Genomic DNA, 15,015 nt, shown 5'->3' on the forward strand with positions numbered 1-15,015 from the left:
CTTTCATTAATCCATAAAAGAATACATAAAAAAGCCACTCATTTGAGTGGCAATGAAGAAAAGCTTTAGCTTGTATAATACTCTTCAAAAAATTCTAACACAGAACAATTCAATTGGCTACATTAATGTACCCTGTAGGACTCGAACCTACGACCGGACGGTTATGAGCCGTCTGCTCTGACCAACTGAGCTAAGAGTACAGGTTGTTGCCACATAAAGCCATAAACAATCAACCAGTAGAATGTGTGGCAACAAACCTGTTATCGCATATCTTGGAGTGTGACTATTTATGAGTGATAGTGAAGATATGCAATAACATTACTATTTTATCGAATGATTTTTATAGTTTTCAATATAATTATGTACCGCCCCTCAACGAGGGGCTGTTTTTATCGTTGTGGAATATTCAAGTACCATCGTTTATCATGAAAATCTTGTGTTCCGCCTTTAGTGTTCCCTTCTGGATCATTCGTTGCACGCATCATTACATAGACTTTCTTATTAGGAAAATTACGCATGTTGAACGATACATGATAACCAACGTTTCCATAAGTACTATAAGATTGGTTTACATCTGGACGTGAAACGCCATTAGCATTTACTCGTGCTAACTCTTTTCCAGTATTATAGTCCATGATAAAAATGTACTCGTATTTATAGTTAGCAATGTGCCAGCCAGCCACATGCAAGTTTGCGTTTTCGATTTCTCCGAACTGATCAATGTGAGAATGATTCGTTCCATCTGTTAAAGTCGGATTAGCTGCACCAGCTCGTGTTGGATCAATGACAGGCTTGTTTTCAGAAGTTGTTGGATTTTCATCGGTAAATCCATGAGCTAAATCATATGCTAATTTTTCTTTACTTACGCCCATTTCAGAAAGATAACCGTAAGGATCTGTATGATCACCCCAAATATTTTGTGTTACCCATAAATGCGATTTGATTCCTGGTTGGTTATAAGGCGTGTCTAATGTAAGTGGAATACCATATTTCATTGCTGAATCTCTAGCCAATTCAACGTATGCCTTGTAGTTTTTCTCAAACGTTGCTTTATCATGTGTGTGTTGTAACTCAATCTGCACAGGACTGTTAGCATTAGAATACGAACCAGCACCGTACTGTACATAACCAGGTTGACCGACTTGATAAACAATTCCGCCGTCTCCCACAATGTAAGCAGTGTAAGCACTAGTCCATGAACGTTGCATATACTGTGCTTCATTGCGTCCTGTTGCTGTTTCATTAGCCGTTTCATGCAGTAAAATGTACTGATTATTTGCTACTTGAGAGCTACCTTCATTTACACCTAAAGCGAACTCATCGTTGATCGTGTAAGCAAAGGTATTTATCGGCAATAAAAAAAGAGCCGTTAATAGGCTCAATGATAAAATGATTTTCTTCTTCATTTGTTTCCTCCTATTTTTTTGAGTTGTTATATGCAGAAACACCAGTGATAACGCCTAAAAATGTTGCTACTGCATTGATAGTGAGTACTGTCATATCTGTTCCGTTCCATCCATATGCCTTTCCAAGTGTCGCAACCAACACAGAAACAGCTGGCAATACCGTCAATACTGCCCATTTGATTATTTGATAGTATTTGTCTGGTAAAATCATTTTTTCGCTTCCTTTATAGTTTAGTTAGGAAATAGCCAATGATCGTAATGCCTAAGCCAATCATATAGCCCCAAGCCCATTTATTATTGTTTTTCATTTCTTTGATATCTTCTGCGTTGTTTAGCGCTACTGAGTAGGCTTTGTCTGCCAAATCTTTTGCACTATCAGCCTTTTCTCTAAGTGATTCGTAGTTGTCTAATTTTGTTTCAATTCTTACTAGCCTTTCTACAACGTCTTGAAGTGCTTCTTCTTTCATGTTCCACCAACTTTCCAACAAAAAAGCACATCAATTAAGATGCGCTCTTATCTTTATTAATGATTTTATCTGCTTCTTCGTCTGTAATGCATAGTGGAACGAATAGACGAACTTGATCGTCAGTAAAACAGCCCCAATCATACATCATTTTCACATCGCTAAAGCTAAACATACTACTCACCTCCCTTTGAAGCTGGATTTAGTTGCTCTTTAATTTCTGAAATATCTTTGCTATTTTGTAACGAAGCAAGCATCATTTTTGAATTGATTTGTGCTAAACTATCCGCTTTTTCTTTCAATGCAGCATTTTCCTGTTTAATCGCTACATCGTTTAGCATGATTTTGGCATTGAGCTGCTTTAGGTTATCGTTTTCATGTTCCAGAGCCTCGTACATCGCTTTGAGATTGTTTAAATCGTTGTGATCTAGTGCGTTCGCTAACACAATCCATTGATTCAATTTAGGATCAAACATCTGATCAGCAATCGTTAGCGGTTCGCCATCAGCACGAATTCCTTCAAGCGGCGGCTGATCCGTGTAAGGAACGGATACAAGCATGTCGTCCAATACTTTTCCTGCGTACTCTCCGCCAGTACGTCCATATTGCCAAATTGTTTTCATAGTTATTCCTCCCCGACCCAGTAAACACCATTGAATGTAAACCACTCGTTGATGGCAAATTCACTATTGGTCATTATCGATTTAAAGCCTTGTCTTACGTATATCATTTTTGCGCTATTGGAAGTACCGGATGCTCCGATTATCATTCCATTAACTCCTCTTGCAATAAATTCTTCGGGGACTTCATCATCAAGTGGTACACCAAAGGCATAAGCTTTTTTGAACTTTACTGTTCCATTAACGATTACTATTTTCCCATGTTTGATGAATGTAGCGTAGCCATCAATGAAGGATTTGCTGTTCGATGCATCTAGCGTGTATACAACATGTTCATTCTCACCAACTACACGATCACCAGCTATTTGAATACCATCAGAAAAATTTTTTAGCCCTAAAACAGTTTGTGGTTCAGTCAGACTGACCGTATTGTTCAAGCTTTTTTCAGCATATTCTGGTGTGATATCCCAGCTGTAATCATTTGGATTGTCGCTGTCTTTCAATCCTTCGCCGAAGTATTTAAACTGACTGATATTTGGTGTACGTGTAGCGCCTTTTTCGATTTTGAGCCAATTAATAGTACATGCTCCAACTGTTGCGCCAGGCTGTTGAAGTATTTGGAGCAAGTTCGGATGGTCTTGGCTAACTTTTGAGGTAGTAAATGTTAGAGACCACGTGTTTACGAGACCTTCAACTGGTTCCAAGCCCCCGTAATTATAATCTTCAACAGCTTGCCCATACACTCTGAACGCTTGTGTAGATGGTTTGGTCCCTTCTAACGTTATTGTGTAAGTATTACCCACAACAAATGGTTCTTGCATTTTAGCTGAGTAGAGGGTATATTTACTCGAACTGATTGGAAACTGTACAGCTGTATTCGCAATGTTTTCTTGCAGGGGTACTTTACTCAAATAGTATGGAGCATCGAGAAAATCTGATAAAGACGATCCTTTTCCACCAAAATCAATACTATTAGAGTACATCCTTTTCAGCTGACCGAGATCGCCGATTTGTTGATTCGTTTGATCAATACGATCATTGGCTTTATCGATATTCGTATTGAGAGTTGCGACATCTTGATTGGCTTTCGTGATTTTGTCGTTTGCGTCTTTTAATTTCGCATCAATCTGCGTTTCAGATTCCGCAATTTTCTGTTCAATCTCTTGCTTTCCATCAGCTAGAATTTTTTCGATTTTATCGATTGTCTGGCTAAAACCATTAAAATAATAATCTTCTAGTTCTGGCGTACTATCATCGATTGGACTGCGTTTGATGTAAAAAGTAAAACGACCAGCTGTATCTAACGAGCGGTCGCCTGGGAAATCAATATATACGCTACCTTCGACAAGTCCAACATAACCTAAAATGTTGTCTTCTAGCACGATAGACACAATACCGTTCACGCGATCTTCGATGGTGGCGAGATAGTCATGTTTTCCATATCCCCCTTCTGCTGTTGCAGACCGAAACATCAATCGAATTGGAACAGTCGTTCCTTCTGGTAAGCTTTGAGTTATTTCATTTTTTCGAACGAGTTGCATTCGAAGCTTAGCTGTTCCTCGATCATGCGACCAAAAGACAACACCTGTATTATTGGGATTAGTTGCTTCTGCTTGAATCACAATGATCGATTCATTAATTTTATACACCATTAAGCCAACACCGTACCTTTCGTGATAACTAGCCCATAACTAGAAATTTTAGTTGGGGTAGTTGCAAAAGAAGTTGATACAGTTCCTCTGACGGTGCCATTCTCACACAAGATTCCTACGTCATTTCCTGAACCAAAAGCACTGACAAAAATTTCACCCATCAATACAGCGTAAATTGCCACTTTCTGGTTAATAAACGTCGTGTCTCCGTACATATTAATCTTTGATGTTCCGCCTACATAAACGGCATTATATCTTGCAAGTGATTTTGTATTCTCTGAGAATTTACACTTGTTAATTGCCATGTAGCCGCTCTGCTCATTTCTGATTCCATAGTCTGCTCCGTTTGCTGTATCCACAATTTGCATTCCAGCAACTTGACAATAACCTTTGCAAGCAGTGAAACAAATGGATCGAACTTTGACAGGTAAATCTGTTTTTGAGGGATCAACAGCATTGAAATTATCTATGGGACGAATCAAAAAGGATGTAAAATTTAGATTCTGAATCATCACATCCTCCAAGTAAACTCCGCTATCAATCCAAACCGTAATAGAACCTGTTGTAATCAGAGGAATATTATTGACTGCTGTTTGGATGGTAAGAAATGGCTTTTCTTCTGATCCATCACCAGAAATATCGCTACCGTTTTTTGAAACGTACATATTTATTGGCTCACTATACCCACCAATAATCTGTTGGACAGACTTGTTCAATTGTTGAACTTGCTCTTTTTGACTATCCATGTTTGTATTCAGTTCACTAATTTGTTCGTCTGACAGGTTTTCATGTTCTAATAATCGGCCGTGCAATGTATCAAAGTTTTCTCCTTTGTTATTAACACGTGCATCCACTACTTCATTAGGAGAATCACCGCCTGAATGAAGCACGAGATTATCAATTCGACTGTTCGTTGATTTGTCTTGATCAGATAGTTTCTTTTCAAGGCTGTTTAGGTAGTCAATGTTTTTATTAAATTTCTCTTTCCATTCCGTAGAGATACGGTTACTGATTAATTTTAATAACCCATCAAATCACTCCTTTCTTCGCCATTTCAGCGAGTATCGACGTCATTGTTTTCTTTGTGTTGCTCAATGTGATTTCTGGTGGCTTATTTGGTATCGCTGGATACGTCTTGATTCCTACCACTTGAATATAGGTATTGACACCTAACGGCTCATAGACAAACGCCACGTAATCGCCCTTATTAGGCTCTACACGCCATTTCATAGTAACTGTGCCAGTGATTGTTGGATAGTCTTGCAAGTCTGTCTTTAACCGCTCGAGCATGTTCCCTGAAACGGTGTAACGATCATCACTGACTGGACTTTGAACACGTATACCCCATTTTTCCGACTGCTTACTTGTATATGTGATTGGCGTGAAGTAGTAAGTGTCGTCTTCTTTTTTCTTGCCAAATCCTTTTATCTGTGTTTTCAAATTCAAAGTATCAATATCAAATTTCACGGAATCGGTATTGTATTTGTAGCGTATTTGTTCTTCGGTTTTTTTACCATATTCTGAACGAGGGAAGAAAGTAAGGTTTTTGTTGTCCGGAATCACTATCGCATCATAGTCTTTCAAAATTTCTTCAACCAGTTTCAAATAGTTCCCATTCCCGAAGTTTTCTTGTTCAACTGGCAAAAACTTCTTGTTCGGATCTACAACATTCCATGTAAATCCACGGTTATCAGGTTTTGAAAACATGCGCTAGCAGTTGGTTGATAGAGCGTGTTCCTGTGATTGTGTCGTACTGAAAAGCCATCTTGCATGGTGTAGTAAATGTGCGTGGCTGTAACTGTTTTTGTGATTGCTGCCCCTTCGGCAGAAACGCCCATTTGTTTTACGATAAACTCTTGTCCATTGAAAAATACTGAATTTTCGTAATCGACTAAATCAAAAGCCAATTCATTGAATTTTGTTTTGACAATAGTGAACGAAATTTCCCACGTTTCGTTCTCTTGCCAATTTTCAGTAAATGTACTTTTATCGTAGTCAGTCAATATTTCTTTTTTTGTTTTCTCGTAGTCTTGGATAAAAATATCTTTCAAATTCCCACCTACTTATACAAAAAAATGAAGTCCCATTTTGACTCCACTCTAGTAACATTTTGTATTTCAATTTCATTCGTTCCAACCGCTAACGTTATCAAACCTAAATTCGTGTCAATTCCGCAATTTACACCGTTCAACTTCGGATAAACACGGTCTAAAGTCAAAGTTTGGCCTAGCAACGTAGAAAACTCCGGATAGTAGATGAATCGTTCCCCTGTCGTTTTGTTGAAAATAGTCACGTTGCCTTCTGATTCACCTTCCAAAGTGATTTTTAGAGCATGTTCACGTGGATCAATAGCAAAATCGCCAGCATTATAAATGATAAAATTACTGGTTCGGTGCGTATACTTATAATCTTCCGCAACTAGACCTTGTGAAAATTGCCATTCATTAGACAGTAAAAAATCCGATAACGTGGAAGCCATCGATTCGGAACAACCTCTAAAAACAGTGAAAGTCGCCTTGTAAGTTGCGTATCTTAGACCAACTTCATTCACTTCTACTGAGTTAGGACGGACAAAGTATTTTTTGCCCGGTTCTCTATCTGTAAAAACATAATATCCTTCGTCATCGAATAGAAACGCATATAATTCAGTTTCTTTTAGTTGATAGTCATACATATTTTTGAATTCAGCATAAAATTCCACTTCGATAGTGAACGATTTGAAACTTTTTTCGACTTCTCTCGAACCGTTTGACCCTGAAAATTCTTGGTATTCTACATTTAGTTGTGGTGCTTTTCGTGCAAAAGAAATACACTCTATGCCCAATTTTTCTTTTAGAGATACTATCTCTTGATTTTTTATGAAGCGAAAATCGATTAAATAGCCATTCACTTTATCCCTCCTAACCTCTTGTATATAGCGAACGTTTAAACTGGTTACCTAAGTATCCATTTGTATTGTCTGCAATTGGTTTACCATCAAGTTTGACACTTGTGTCTTTTGCTAAAAGTTTAGATAGCAAGTTATTCTGCTGAATCATCAGTGAAACTAATGTTTCTAACGTTCCGCTCGAATCGCTACTATTATTTACGCTTTTTGGCTTTACTCCTAACTTATCTTGAGCAATCGCAAGCAACTGCATCGCTCTTGATCGTTTAGCCTTATCTAACGGAATAATAATTTCTGGCTTGTTTCCTTCTGCGATTTCCGCAATTTGATGTTGGTTTACAATTCCACCGTTTGCGTAACCGTGTCCACGCCCAATCACTCCTAACATTCCCGAACCATAGCGTTTCTTAGCGTAGTTGATAGCTGCTAAGATATTATCGAAACCGCTCATTATATTGCCGTATCCTGGAAAAGCATTCGCAGCAAATGTTCCCGTTTTGTTTGGAGCAATCCAGTAGCATTACCGTCTGCTAAGCCGTCATTTCCACCAATGGCAAGCGGATTGCCACCTGATTCTGTTTGGATTTGTCGCATCCACGCATCAACATAAGCGGATGAGGTTGGTAAGTTATTCATTTTCAAAGCACGTTTTACGTATGGCCGCCAGCGTTCTACGCCACTTCCACCAACGCTATCGCCACCGCTAACAAGTCCGCCCTGCGGATCTCTTACACCGTTTAAATGCACGTGGTCGTAGTGGTCGCCATCAGGCCATGTCCGCCAATCATCATGCACACCTGTACCTGATTGTCCTGAACGGTCACGAACCTTACCATTTGTGATAACATAGCCGATTTTGTTTGCAAACTTCTCAAATGCGTAATTGGCTGCTTCTGTGTATCTAGGGGAACCATTCACGACTCCCGGTAGCGCAATATCAATTGCATTGTGCTTTCCGTGTGAGTATGGATCGCCTTCACGATAACCTGAGGTTACTTGAAAGCCCGGGAATTTCTTCATTACTGCAACTGCAACGTCCGCCAAGTATTTGTAAACGCCTTGCATGCCCATTGAAGTGTCTAAACTGCCACTGCTGAATAGTTCTGTGATTTTGTTCGTCAATGCTTCGGTAGCCTTGCTTAGAATACCTTTACCAACATCTAAAGGATATTTGACAAGCCCTTCCAGTACGCCAAGACCATTTAACACTTTCCTAGCCAACGCTCCCGGGTCTGTTACAAAATCCCATACATCGCCGACTACATCTTTCAGCTTGTTTCCAACATCTCCAGCAAATCCTTTGACGTTGTTCCATAGATTTCCGAAAAAGCCTGTACCTTTGGCGTATCTATATCTTGGTGCTTTGTTTCCAGTCATATAAGCTGTTTCTTCAGCTGTTAGAAACGTGTGTGCCTTTTTGGGCATTCAATACTACGTTACGTCCTTTAGGTATGAATGCTCTACCATCTGGTGTGATAACTGTTTCTGCTCCACGTCCATCATTAACCATCATTGGTCCATTAATTGGGTGTCCACCGGCTGGTGTACCTTTTGCGTATTGTGGTACTTCCCATTCTTTTAGCGGTTCTCCGCCTAACTTCTCAAGCACCCATGACGCACCCTTAATGATACCATTTACTGGTTTCCCAATGGCTCTCAGTGCAGCATTGAAAACTTCTTTAAATGCTGCTACTACTGGATTTTTGCCGTTTCTGATAGCTTCCACCATTTTCTGTGGAATTTTTGTAAAGATATCAAAAATGAATGTTGGTAGACCAAGCATTATACCTGTGGCTGTATCCCAAATTGCTTGGAACACCTTTTTATTTTCTTCAAAGAACTTCCAAATAGTTGCTAGAATTTTACCTAGGAACGTGTTTTTGATATTTTGCCATATTGCATTACCAATACGCTCATACATGTTCTTTATTTCTTCCCAAGCTGTAGACCAGTCACCTTTGAAAATATCACTCCAAATCTTGATTGTACTAGAAATAATAATCATAGCTGTTTCTATTGCTGCCATGATGAGCCCAAGTTTTAATTTCAGTGTTTCCCATAGTATAGTGAATGCCTCAATAATAACATTACTATTGTGTTTTCCTGATCACCAACCTGTCTAGTGCCCCAGTAATGACTGATAATCACTGTGATACGACTGAGCCATCCAGGAAACTGTTGGAACAGAAGGTAATAAATCAGGTGCAATCTTGTCATCCCAAATCTTAACTAAATCTTTCCAGGATTGAATCATTTTATCCAAGCCATCTTCAAGAAGTTTTATTATTACCTCTTTCACAGAATCAAAAGCAGTCTTAATATTTCTTTCGCTGTTTCCAGTGCTTCTATGTCTTCTTGACTCATTCCTAATGAACGTAGTAATGAGTATCCTTGCATTTGGGTGGCTTCATCACCAGTAAACAGTTGCCAGAAACCTTTAATATACTGAGTTAATACTTCACCTTTCTCCTTAACCTGTTGATGAAGTATCTAGGCCCAGATACTTCCCAACTGAACCCCATCATGTTTAAAATGTGTTGGCACTTAATGTGTCTGTCCAGACCAAGTTTACCCAATAACATCTTTTAAATTTGAGAATGAATGTACCAATATAAGAGAAAAAAGAAATCTAGTGTTTTCATAGCATTAGGCAATGTATTATTAAAGAAATTCTCAATCGGTTGTGTCATCCCACCAGTGAACTCTTGTGCCAGATGGCTATTGAGTTGACAGTTCTTTCACCCATAGTGAAGGCTTCCATGCTGTAGTATTAGACATGGTGTTATTAAGTTCTTCTGCACTACTCTTAGTTTCACCAAAGGAAGTACTAGCACCTGCCATAGCTTTGATAACTTTAAGTAATTATCTTCACCTAGAGCAGACCATACTGTACCTGCTCTGTTTAGCGTCATATCCACCTTCCATATTCGCAAAGTCATTCATCATACCCTTGACTACTTCACCCTGAGTCGCTTGCCGTTTTTCCACTCATTAAATAAGTTCCTTGTTGATTCGCTGAACATGTCTGCGTTTTCTTCAAAACGTCCGTCTGTTAAGGATATACCCATTTCTTTGATTAAATCATTTACTTTGTCTAAGTTATATGCTCCACCATCTAACCAGCTTCAAGTAAACTAAATGTCTCATCTGCTGTAAATCCCATTTGACCAAACAGTTGCGTACTCAGCCATATTATCTGCTAATTCATTTGATTGATTCAATCCATTTTGTGCACCTGCAGTTAGTAAGTCAAACGCTTCTTCAGCACTGATCCCAAAAGTTTTCCATCATACGTGACGCACCACGCATGGTCTCATTTACATCTGTATCAAATGTTTTACTGAATGAAATAGCGTATTTGGTTAATTGTTTCAATCCTTCTGGCGTAACTTTTTTACCAGCTGTTTGGTAGACTTGTGTGATAGCCTCTTGAGCTTCTTCCAAGGTATCTACCATTCCTGATTTTACTAACTCATTCGCAAAAGTTAGGAATTGTTTAGATTCCTTTCGTGATTCCCATTTTACCCTGAAAAGTATTTGAGGCTTCTACTACTTCATTAAATGATTCTTTCAATGCGTCTGCAGCGGCAATCGCCATATCCAGTGCTTTTGTAGATAGAAACAGCTAACCCTGTAGCCAATGCACTAAATTCTTTAGTAGCACTCTTGAAACCATCTTCTGCTTTATTACCTTGTTTACCAGCTTCTTCTAGTGAGTCTCCCGCTTTATCTACTTTATCATCTACATTAGAGGCTTCTCTTTTCAACTCAGATAGTGCGTTAGTTACCCCTTCTAATTGTCTACTGGATATTTGGCTTTGTCGTTCTAACTTTTCTAGTGCCCTTTTTGCATCTTCGGTTTCATTTGCTGAATCGCCAAACTCATCAGCCATAAGTTTCACAACTTTGCGCTGTTCTTCGATAGCTTTCTCGGATAATTCCGTTTGTTTGGCAAGCCCTTTTTGTTTTGCTTCAAACGCACCAGATTCATCACCAGCGGCTTTCAACGCTTTGACTTCGGCGTTCATTTGCCGTTCATTTTCTTTGATTTCATTAGATAAATCATTGACGGCTGTTTTGGAATACACCAATTCTTTTTTTGTGTCGTTCAACTGGCGACTGTAAGCATTATATTTTGCGGTAGCATTGTTTATCTGTGTGTTAAGGTTAGCAACTTGTTTCGATTCCTCGCCATACTTGCTAATCGCTTCATCACGGCGCTTTGTTAATTCTCTTACTTTGGCGTTTTGCCCTTCCATAACCGTAGACAAGTCTTTCGTCTTTTGACTAAGTGCTTCGTATGAACGTCCTGCCGAATCATAAGCCTTTAGATTGGCACGCATATTCGATTCTGCTTGTTTGACTTTCGCATTGATTTCGTCCAGCGTGTTACCAAAATTAGTGCTATCTAAACTAATCCCTAGCTTGATATTTCCTGCCGGTTGTCCTTTTCCTGCCATTATTTACCTCCTTCCTCAAGTTTTACCAAGTCTTCAGCCGATAAAAATTGTTTGATGAAATCAGCACCATCTACATATTCTTCGCCACTCTCCACTTCTCCAAAAAGGTGTAACAAATAATGATAGTCGGCTTCGTCCACATCTCTCATCGTCCAACCTGCTTCGATTAAATCTTTGTAGATTTGATCCATTGCTTTCCTGGCTTCAGAAAAAACTTATCTCTTTTTGCTCGCCGTCTGCTTTTTTTCATTGTTTCCCAGTTCATTGATTTGTTCAAAAACACTTTCTAATGCCGGTACTAACTCGCTCGCAGTCAAACCATCTAAAATAGCATCAAATGTAACTGCTGGATCTTGGAAAATATCTGCTGTAATTGCAATCATTGAATCAATTGCTTCTAAATCAGTTAGGTCTGCTTTTTCCGCTTTCTCGTAAAATTTGATACACTCACGCATTGCACGTGCGGAAATATCTTGTTGTTTGAATGTTTTTTTCTTTCCGTCAAGTTTTAATTGCAATTCAATCATTTGTTTTCCTCCTTGTTTTTACAAAAAATAAGGCTAGCCAAAAATGGCTAACCTTGTGTATCAATTTTTGGTTCTGGTTCTTTTGGTGTCCCTGTATCTGTCGTTGGTGTAGATGCAGGGTTAACTACTCCCGCTTTGTTATTTACCAAGTCCTTGAATTTTGTAAGGTCATCGTTTCTGATTCTACGGCTGTTAAGTATACATAGCACGTTCATCAGAAATGAATTCCCCTTCGATAGAATCGGTTTGCAATTCTACCCCTTTTTCTTCAGCTGTTTTCATGTTGATATCTGGATGACTGAATTTTCCTTTTGCCAATCCCATGAATAAGCGTTTTCCTTCTTTGTTCGCTGTAACCATGACTACCGACACGTAAGCGCTTCAGTTTCTGAACCAATTACATTTGCACCATCCACGGTTTTAGCACCAATGATTTCGCTGTAAATGCCGTTATCCATTAAGTCTGCCACGTCAAGCGTAACTTTTGGCGACGAAACCCCTTTACTTGCAATGAAAAATGGTACGTTTGAAGCGTATGTCGTGTTAGAAGTTGCGCCTAATCCAGTAATTTTAGCTTCGATCGCTCCACCTTTCGACTTATCTGCTACTAATTCTTTTAGAGTACCGTCTGCACCTGTTTTTACGCCAAAAATGACGCTCTCAAATCCTACTGTTGCCATCTATTTTCTCTCCTTTTAGTTTAGTGAAATATTTGCTACATATCGTTTGATAATCCGCTTTGCACCTTCCAAGTCCTCGTCATCTGTTTGTTCCGTGTATGCGCATTGCCAACCATTCCCCCTCATAACCTCATCAAGGGCAAAAAAAGGCATCAACCTCTTTCATGGTTGACACCCATACATCTACCTGTACGTTAAATTGAATGGTCAAAGGATTGTTGCTTGCGAAATCTTCATAGTTGCCGGATATCTCTGTAATTCTGCCAACTGGAAGGCTAGGTACTGTTTGAGCTGATTCCGGAACACTATTGGTGTAAAAATCAATGTTCTTTGTTTTTTCATTGCTATTCAGAATTGAATAGACTTGTGATACTGCCGTTTTCAAAGTCCTAGCCTCCTTTTTACTTCGTCAGCAATGATTTGTGTTACTTGTTTTTCGATTTGCTTTTGTGTTTTTTGTACAAAACCTTTTGGACGTTGTTTGATTGTTCCGAACTCGATAAAGTGCATCCGCCAAGAAACATCTTTGTCATAGCCGACTTCTATCAATCCGTTTTTTACCGAGCTTGTAACCACATTGTTCTTAGCATGTTCTTGCATATACGAACCACGTTTACCGTTTGACTTCGTTCCATCCCAGTAAGGTGTGTTTTGTCGTAACTTTTCTTGAGCGTACTCCCCAGCTTTTCTAAGTGCTGGGCTTTCCACTCGTTGAACGTTTGCTTTTACTTCCCTAAGCGCTTTGTACTTCGGTTGCATCGACTTCTACACTCATTTTGAAACCTCTTTTGCAATGATTGTCGTGAAGTCCTTCGCAAACTCGCCTTTCGTAATCGTAATGATTTCAAACGTTTTTCCATTCCAACGCACTTTCATATCATTGGTTAGCTCTGATTTTTGTTGGTAGGATAATGAACGTCAGTGTTCCTTCCAAAGCCGTACCAATCGACGCCTTAACGTCACTCAAGCGTTGTGTTTGAACGCAAGACCAACACGAAAAAACCGTTTTTTCTGTTTTGATTGGTTGACCATCTTCGTCTTTTCCGTTAGTAACCTTTACAACTTCCACACGTTGCGTTAGATCACTCGTCTTGATTAGCGCCATGTTCCAACCCCCTCAACTGATGAATCAAAGCAGTAACTCCAAACGGAAATTTCATTCAGCGCCTGCGTAGAAGTACCTACTCTTTTCGTACCAGTTAGAAACAAGCAACGTCACAGCGTAATCAAAGCGTTTATCAGCAGTCATTTCTACCTCAATCGAGCCTAAAATGAATTCTTCTGCTGTTTTTTGGAGCATTGCGAGTAAATCATCATCCAAGTCATGATCCACTCGCAAAAAGTTTTTCAACTCGCTTAATTCCATTCAATCACCGCCTATTCAGCAGTTACGGTAACTTCACACACCGCAGTTTTTCCGTTTGCAGTTGTTGCAGTGATTGTTGCTGTACCAGCTGCAATACCTGTGATTTTGCCTTGAACCGGCGTTACTGTGGCAATTGCCTCATCGCTAGAACTGTATTTAACCGATTTGTCCGTTGCGTCAGCTGGCAAGACAGTCGCTGACAGTGTTTCTGATGCCCCCACCGCAAGCGTAGTCGTTGTTTTGTTTAACGTTACGCCGGATGGGTCTATGCTTTTGGGCCCAGTGTTACGTAAAAGCCTGCAGCAGTGTCGGCTACTTCAACATCGAAAACAAAGCCAGCTAATAGTTGACCATATACATCATTGTCTACCCAACGTACTGAAGCTTGTTGACGGTCAAAGAATTTAACAAAAAGTGAAGGGTCGCCCACGAATGCTACTTTGTCTCCTGCTGTTTTTCCAATTACATCATCCGCCATTACAACAACTTCACGCCCTAATAGTTTGTAACCAGACGCGACAGTCACATCTTGCTGCAATAAATAACGTCCGTCATTGTCTTTCATTTTGTCTAACTCGTTAAAGAAGCTTTGAGAAGCAATGAATTTCACGTTGTAAGCTGGGTCAATCGTTACATTTACAATATCTTTCAAACCATCAATATCAGTCACTGTTTTCGCTGTTGCAGTTTGCAATTTTGCAGCAATTGCAGCGTTTGATGTATTCAAAGATTGGCGTTGGATATGTTCAGCGACCAAACCGCCTAGATCGATATCGGAATCGTCTAATGCTTCTTGAGAAACTGGAATGTATCCACGGTAAGTGTCAATTTCGTAGTTTACTTTTGTAAATTCAGGGTTAGCTAACGCTGGGTTTTTAGCCAATTCAGCCACAGAGATCATTTTATTTTTTTTAGCTCTCAAAATTGGATATGATCCTGTACCTGTTGTTACT

Annotated in this window: 16 protein-coding genes, 1 tRNA gene and 4 pseudogenes; all 21 read right to left on the reverse strand. The window is 39.4% G+C overall.

Translation table 11 applies throughout. The features are described 5' to 3' along the window. Positions 1–126 precede the first annotated feature (126 nt). The 21 genes and pseudogenes from CJZ72_RS14215 to CJZ72_RS14310 all read right to left on the reverse strand — a co-directional run bounded on the left by CJZ72_RS14215 (position 127) and on the right by CJZ72_RS14310 (position 14,963). Positions 127–200 (reverse strand) — tRNA-Ile (locus tag CJZ72_RS14215). A 189-nt stretch (positions 201–389) separates the two neighbouring features. Then, positions 390–1,406, reverse strand: coding sequence for a peptidoglycan recognition protein family protein (locus CJZ72_RS14220; RefSeq protein ID WP_095443990.1), 1,017 nt, complete (start codon positions 1,404–1,406; stop codon positions 390–392). 10 nt (positions 1,407–1,416) lie between these two features. After that, entirely contained in the window at positions 1,417–1,617 is a 201-nt protein-coding gene (locus tag CJZ72_RS14225) for a phage holin (RefSeq protein WP_095443991.1), read from the reverse strand. Between the two features lie 13 nt (positions 1,618–1,630). Then, the gene (locus tag CJZ72_RS14230; RefSeq protein ID WP_002312831.1) at positions 1,631–1,873 is read right to left on the reverse strand and encodes a hemolysin XhlA family protein; all 243 of its coding nucleotides are present in this window, start codon (positions 1,871–1,873) and stop codon (positions 1,631–1,633) included. 34 nt (positions 1,874–1,907) lie between these two features. Next, a complete protein-coding gene (locus CJZ72_RS14235; RefSeq protein ID WP_002327992.1) occupies positions 1,908–2,045 on the reverse strand; it encodes an XkdX family protein in 138 nt (45 codons plus the stop codon). Position 2,046: 1 nt separating this feature from the next. Next, positions 2,047–2,493: a hypothetical protein gene (locus CJZ72_RS14240; protein WP_095443992.1), complete on the reverse strand. Its 447-nt coding sequence runs from the start codon at positions 2,491–2,493 to the stop codon at positions 2,047–2,049. A 2-nt stretch (positions 2,494–2,495) separates the two neighbouring features. After that, positions 2,496–4,142 carry a BppU family phage baseplate upper protein gene (locus tag CJZ72_RS14245; RefSeq protein WP_095443993.1) on the reverse strand — a complete coding sequence of 549 codons (1,647 nt, stop codon included), beginning with the start codon at positions 4,140–4,142 and terminating at the stop codon, positions 2,496–2,498. Then, a complete protein-coding gene (locus CJZ72_RS14250; RefSeq protein ID WP_095444023.1) occupies positions 4,142–5,155 on the reverse strand; it encodes a hypothetical protein in 1,014 nt (337 codons plus the stop codon). The genes CJZ72_RS14245 and CJZ72_RS14250 overlap by 1 nt, the downstream gene beginning before the upstream one ends. A gap of 16 nt (positions 5,156–5,171) precedes the next feature. Continuing rightward, positions 5,172–6,193, reverse strand: a pseudogene (locus CJZ72_RS14255) (phage tail protein). 8 nt (positions 6,194–6,201) lie between these two features. Then, complete coding sequence (locus CJZ72_RS14260) at positions 6,202–7,032, reverse strand: phage tail family protein (RefSeq protein ID WP_095443996.1); 831 nt, start codon at positions 7,030–7,032, stop codon at positions 6,202–6,204. Between the two features lie 10 nt (positions 7,033–7,042). Next, positions 7,043–7,480 (reverse strand): hypothetical protein, encoded by a 438-nt coding sequence (locus tag CJZ72_RS15320; RefSeq protein WP_456298186.1) that lies wholly within the window; start codon positions 7,478–7,480, stop codon positions 7,043–7,045. A 164-nt stretch (positions 7,481–7,644) separates the two neighbouring features. After that, positions 7,645–11,489: pseudogene (locus CJZ72_RS14885) on the reverse strand (phage tail tape measure protein); the annotation flags it as partial. Continuing rightward, positions 11,489–11,680: a hypothetical protein gene (locus CJZ72_RS14270; RefSeq protein WP_002290636.1), complete on the reverse strand. Its 192-nt coding sequence runs from the start codon at positions 11,678–11,680 to the stop codon at positions 11,489–11,491. The gene CJZ72_RS14270 and the pseudogene CJZ72_RS14885, both read right to left, overlap by 1 nt. A gap of 24 nt (positions 11,681–11,704) precedes the next feature. Continuing rightward, the gene (gene gpG / locus CJZ72_RS14275; protein ID WP_002290638.1) at positions 11,705–12,016 is read right to left on the reverse strand and encodes a phage tail assembly chaperone G; all 312 of its coding nucleotides are present in this window, start codon (positions 12,014–12,016) and stop codon (positions 11,705–11,707) included. Between the two features lie 128 nt (positions 12,017–12,144). Beyond that, positions 12,145–12,696: pseudogene (locus tag CJZ72_RS15170) on the reverse strand (major tail protein); the annotation flags it as partial. Between the two features lie 133 nt (positions 12,697–12,829). Continuing rightward, positions 12,830–13,081: a hypothetical protein gene (locus tag CJZ72_RS14285; RefSeq protein ID WP_232509760.1), complete on the reverse strand. Its 252-nt coding sequence runs from the start codon at positions 13,079–13,081 to the stop codon at positions 12,830–12,832. After that, the gene (locus tag CJZ72_RS14290) at positions 13,078–13,455 is read right to left on the reverse strand and encodes an HK97-gp10 family putative phage morphogenesis protein (RefSeq protein WP_232509762.1); all 378 of its coding nucleotides are present in this window, start codon (positions 13,453–13,455) and stop codon (positions 13,078–13,080) included. Before CJZ72_RS14290 ends, CJZ72_RS14285 begins: the two co-directional genes overlap by 4 nt. A gap of 12 nt (positions 13,456–13,467) precedes the next feature. Beyond that, positions 13,468–13,801, reverse strand: a pseudogene (locus CJZ72_RS14295) (phage head closure protein). A 51-nt stretch (positions 13,802–13,852) separates the two neighbouring features. Next, on the reverse strand, positions 13,853–14,062 hold the full coding sequence (locus tag CJZ72_RS14300) for a head-tail connector protein (RefSeq protein ID WP_232509764.1): 210 nt from the start codon (positions 14,060–14,062) through the stop codon (positions 13,853–13,855). 11 nt (positions 14,063–14,073) lie between these two features. Continuing rightward, on the reverse strand, positions 14,074–14,331 hold the full coding sequence (locus tag CJZ72_RS14305) for an Ig-like domain-containing protein (RefSeq protein WP_080105918.1): 258 nt from the start codon (positions 14,329–14,331) through the stop codon (positions 14,074–14,076). Continuing rightward, complete coding sequence (locus CJZ72_RS14310; protein ID WP_232509765.1) at positions 14,328–14,963, reverse strand: phage major capsid protein; 636 nt, start codon at positions 14,961–14,963, stop codon at positions 14,328–14,330. The genes CJZ72_RS14305 and CJZ72_RS14310 overlap by 4 nt, the downstream gene beginning before the upstream one ends. Between the last annotated feature and the right edge of the window lie 52 nt (positions 14,964–15,015).

The organism is Enterococcus durans, from assembly GCF_002277935.1.
GTDB lineage: Bacteria > Bacillota > Bacilli > Lactobacillales > Enterococcaceae > Enterococcus_B > Enterococcus_B durans.

What these genes read in the sequence shown, in the direction of transcription:
- CJZ72_RS14220 (WP_095443990.1), bottom strand. Translation starts at nt 1,406, where the DNA reads ATGAAGAAGAAAATCATTTTATCATTGAGCCTATTAACGGCTCTTTTT.
- CJZ72_RS14225 (WP_095443991.1), bottom strand. Translation starts at nt 1,617, where the DNA reads ATGATTTTACCAGACAAATACTATCAAATAATCAAATGGGCAGTATTG.
- CJZ72_RS14230 (WP_002312831.1), bottom strand. Translation starts at nt 1,873, where the DNA reads ATGAAAGAAGAAGCACTTCAAGACGTTGTAGAAAGGCTAGTAAGAATT.
- CJZ72_RS14235 (WP_002327992.1), bottom strand. Translation starts at nt 2,045, where the DNA reads ATGTTTAGCTTTAGCGATGTGAAAATGATGTATGATTGGGGCTGTTTT.
- CJZ72_RS14240 (WP_095443992.1), bottom strand. Translation starts at nt 2,493, where the DNA reads ATGAAAACAATTTGGCAATATGGACGTACTGGCGGAGAGTACGCAGGA.
- CJZ72_RS14245 (WP_095443993.1), bottom strand. Translation starts at nt 4,142, where the DNA reads ATGGTGTATAAAATTAATGAATCGATCATTGTGATTCAAGCAGAAGCA.
- CJZ72_RS15320 (WP_456298186.1), bottom strand. Translation starts at nt 7,480, where the DNA reads ATGAGCGGTTTCGATAATATCTTAGCAGCTATCAACTACGCTAAGAAA.
- CJZ72_RS14270 (WP_002290636.1), bottom strand. Translation starts at nt 11,680, where the DNA reads ATGGATCAAATCTACAAAGATTTAATCGAAGCAGGTTGGACGATGAGA.
- gpG (WP_002290638.1), bottom strand. Translation starts at nt 12,016, where the DNA reads ATGATTGAATTGCAATTAAAACTTGACGGAAAGAAAAAAACATTCAAA.
- CJZ72_RS14290 (WP_232509762.1), bottom strand. Translation starts at nt 13,455, where the DNA reads ATGCAACCGAAGTACAAAGCGCTTAGGGAAGTAAAAGCAAACGTTCAA.
- CJZ72_RS14300 (WP_232509764.1), bottom strand. Translation starts at nt 14,062, where the DNA reads ATGGAATTAAGCGAGTTGAAAAACTTTTTGCGAGTGGATCATGACTTG.
- CJZ72_RS14310 (WP_232509765.1), bottom strand. Translation starts at nt 14,963, where the DNA reads ATGATCTCTGTGGCTGAATTGGCTAAAAACCCAGCGTTAGCTAACCCT.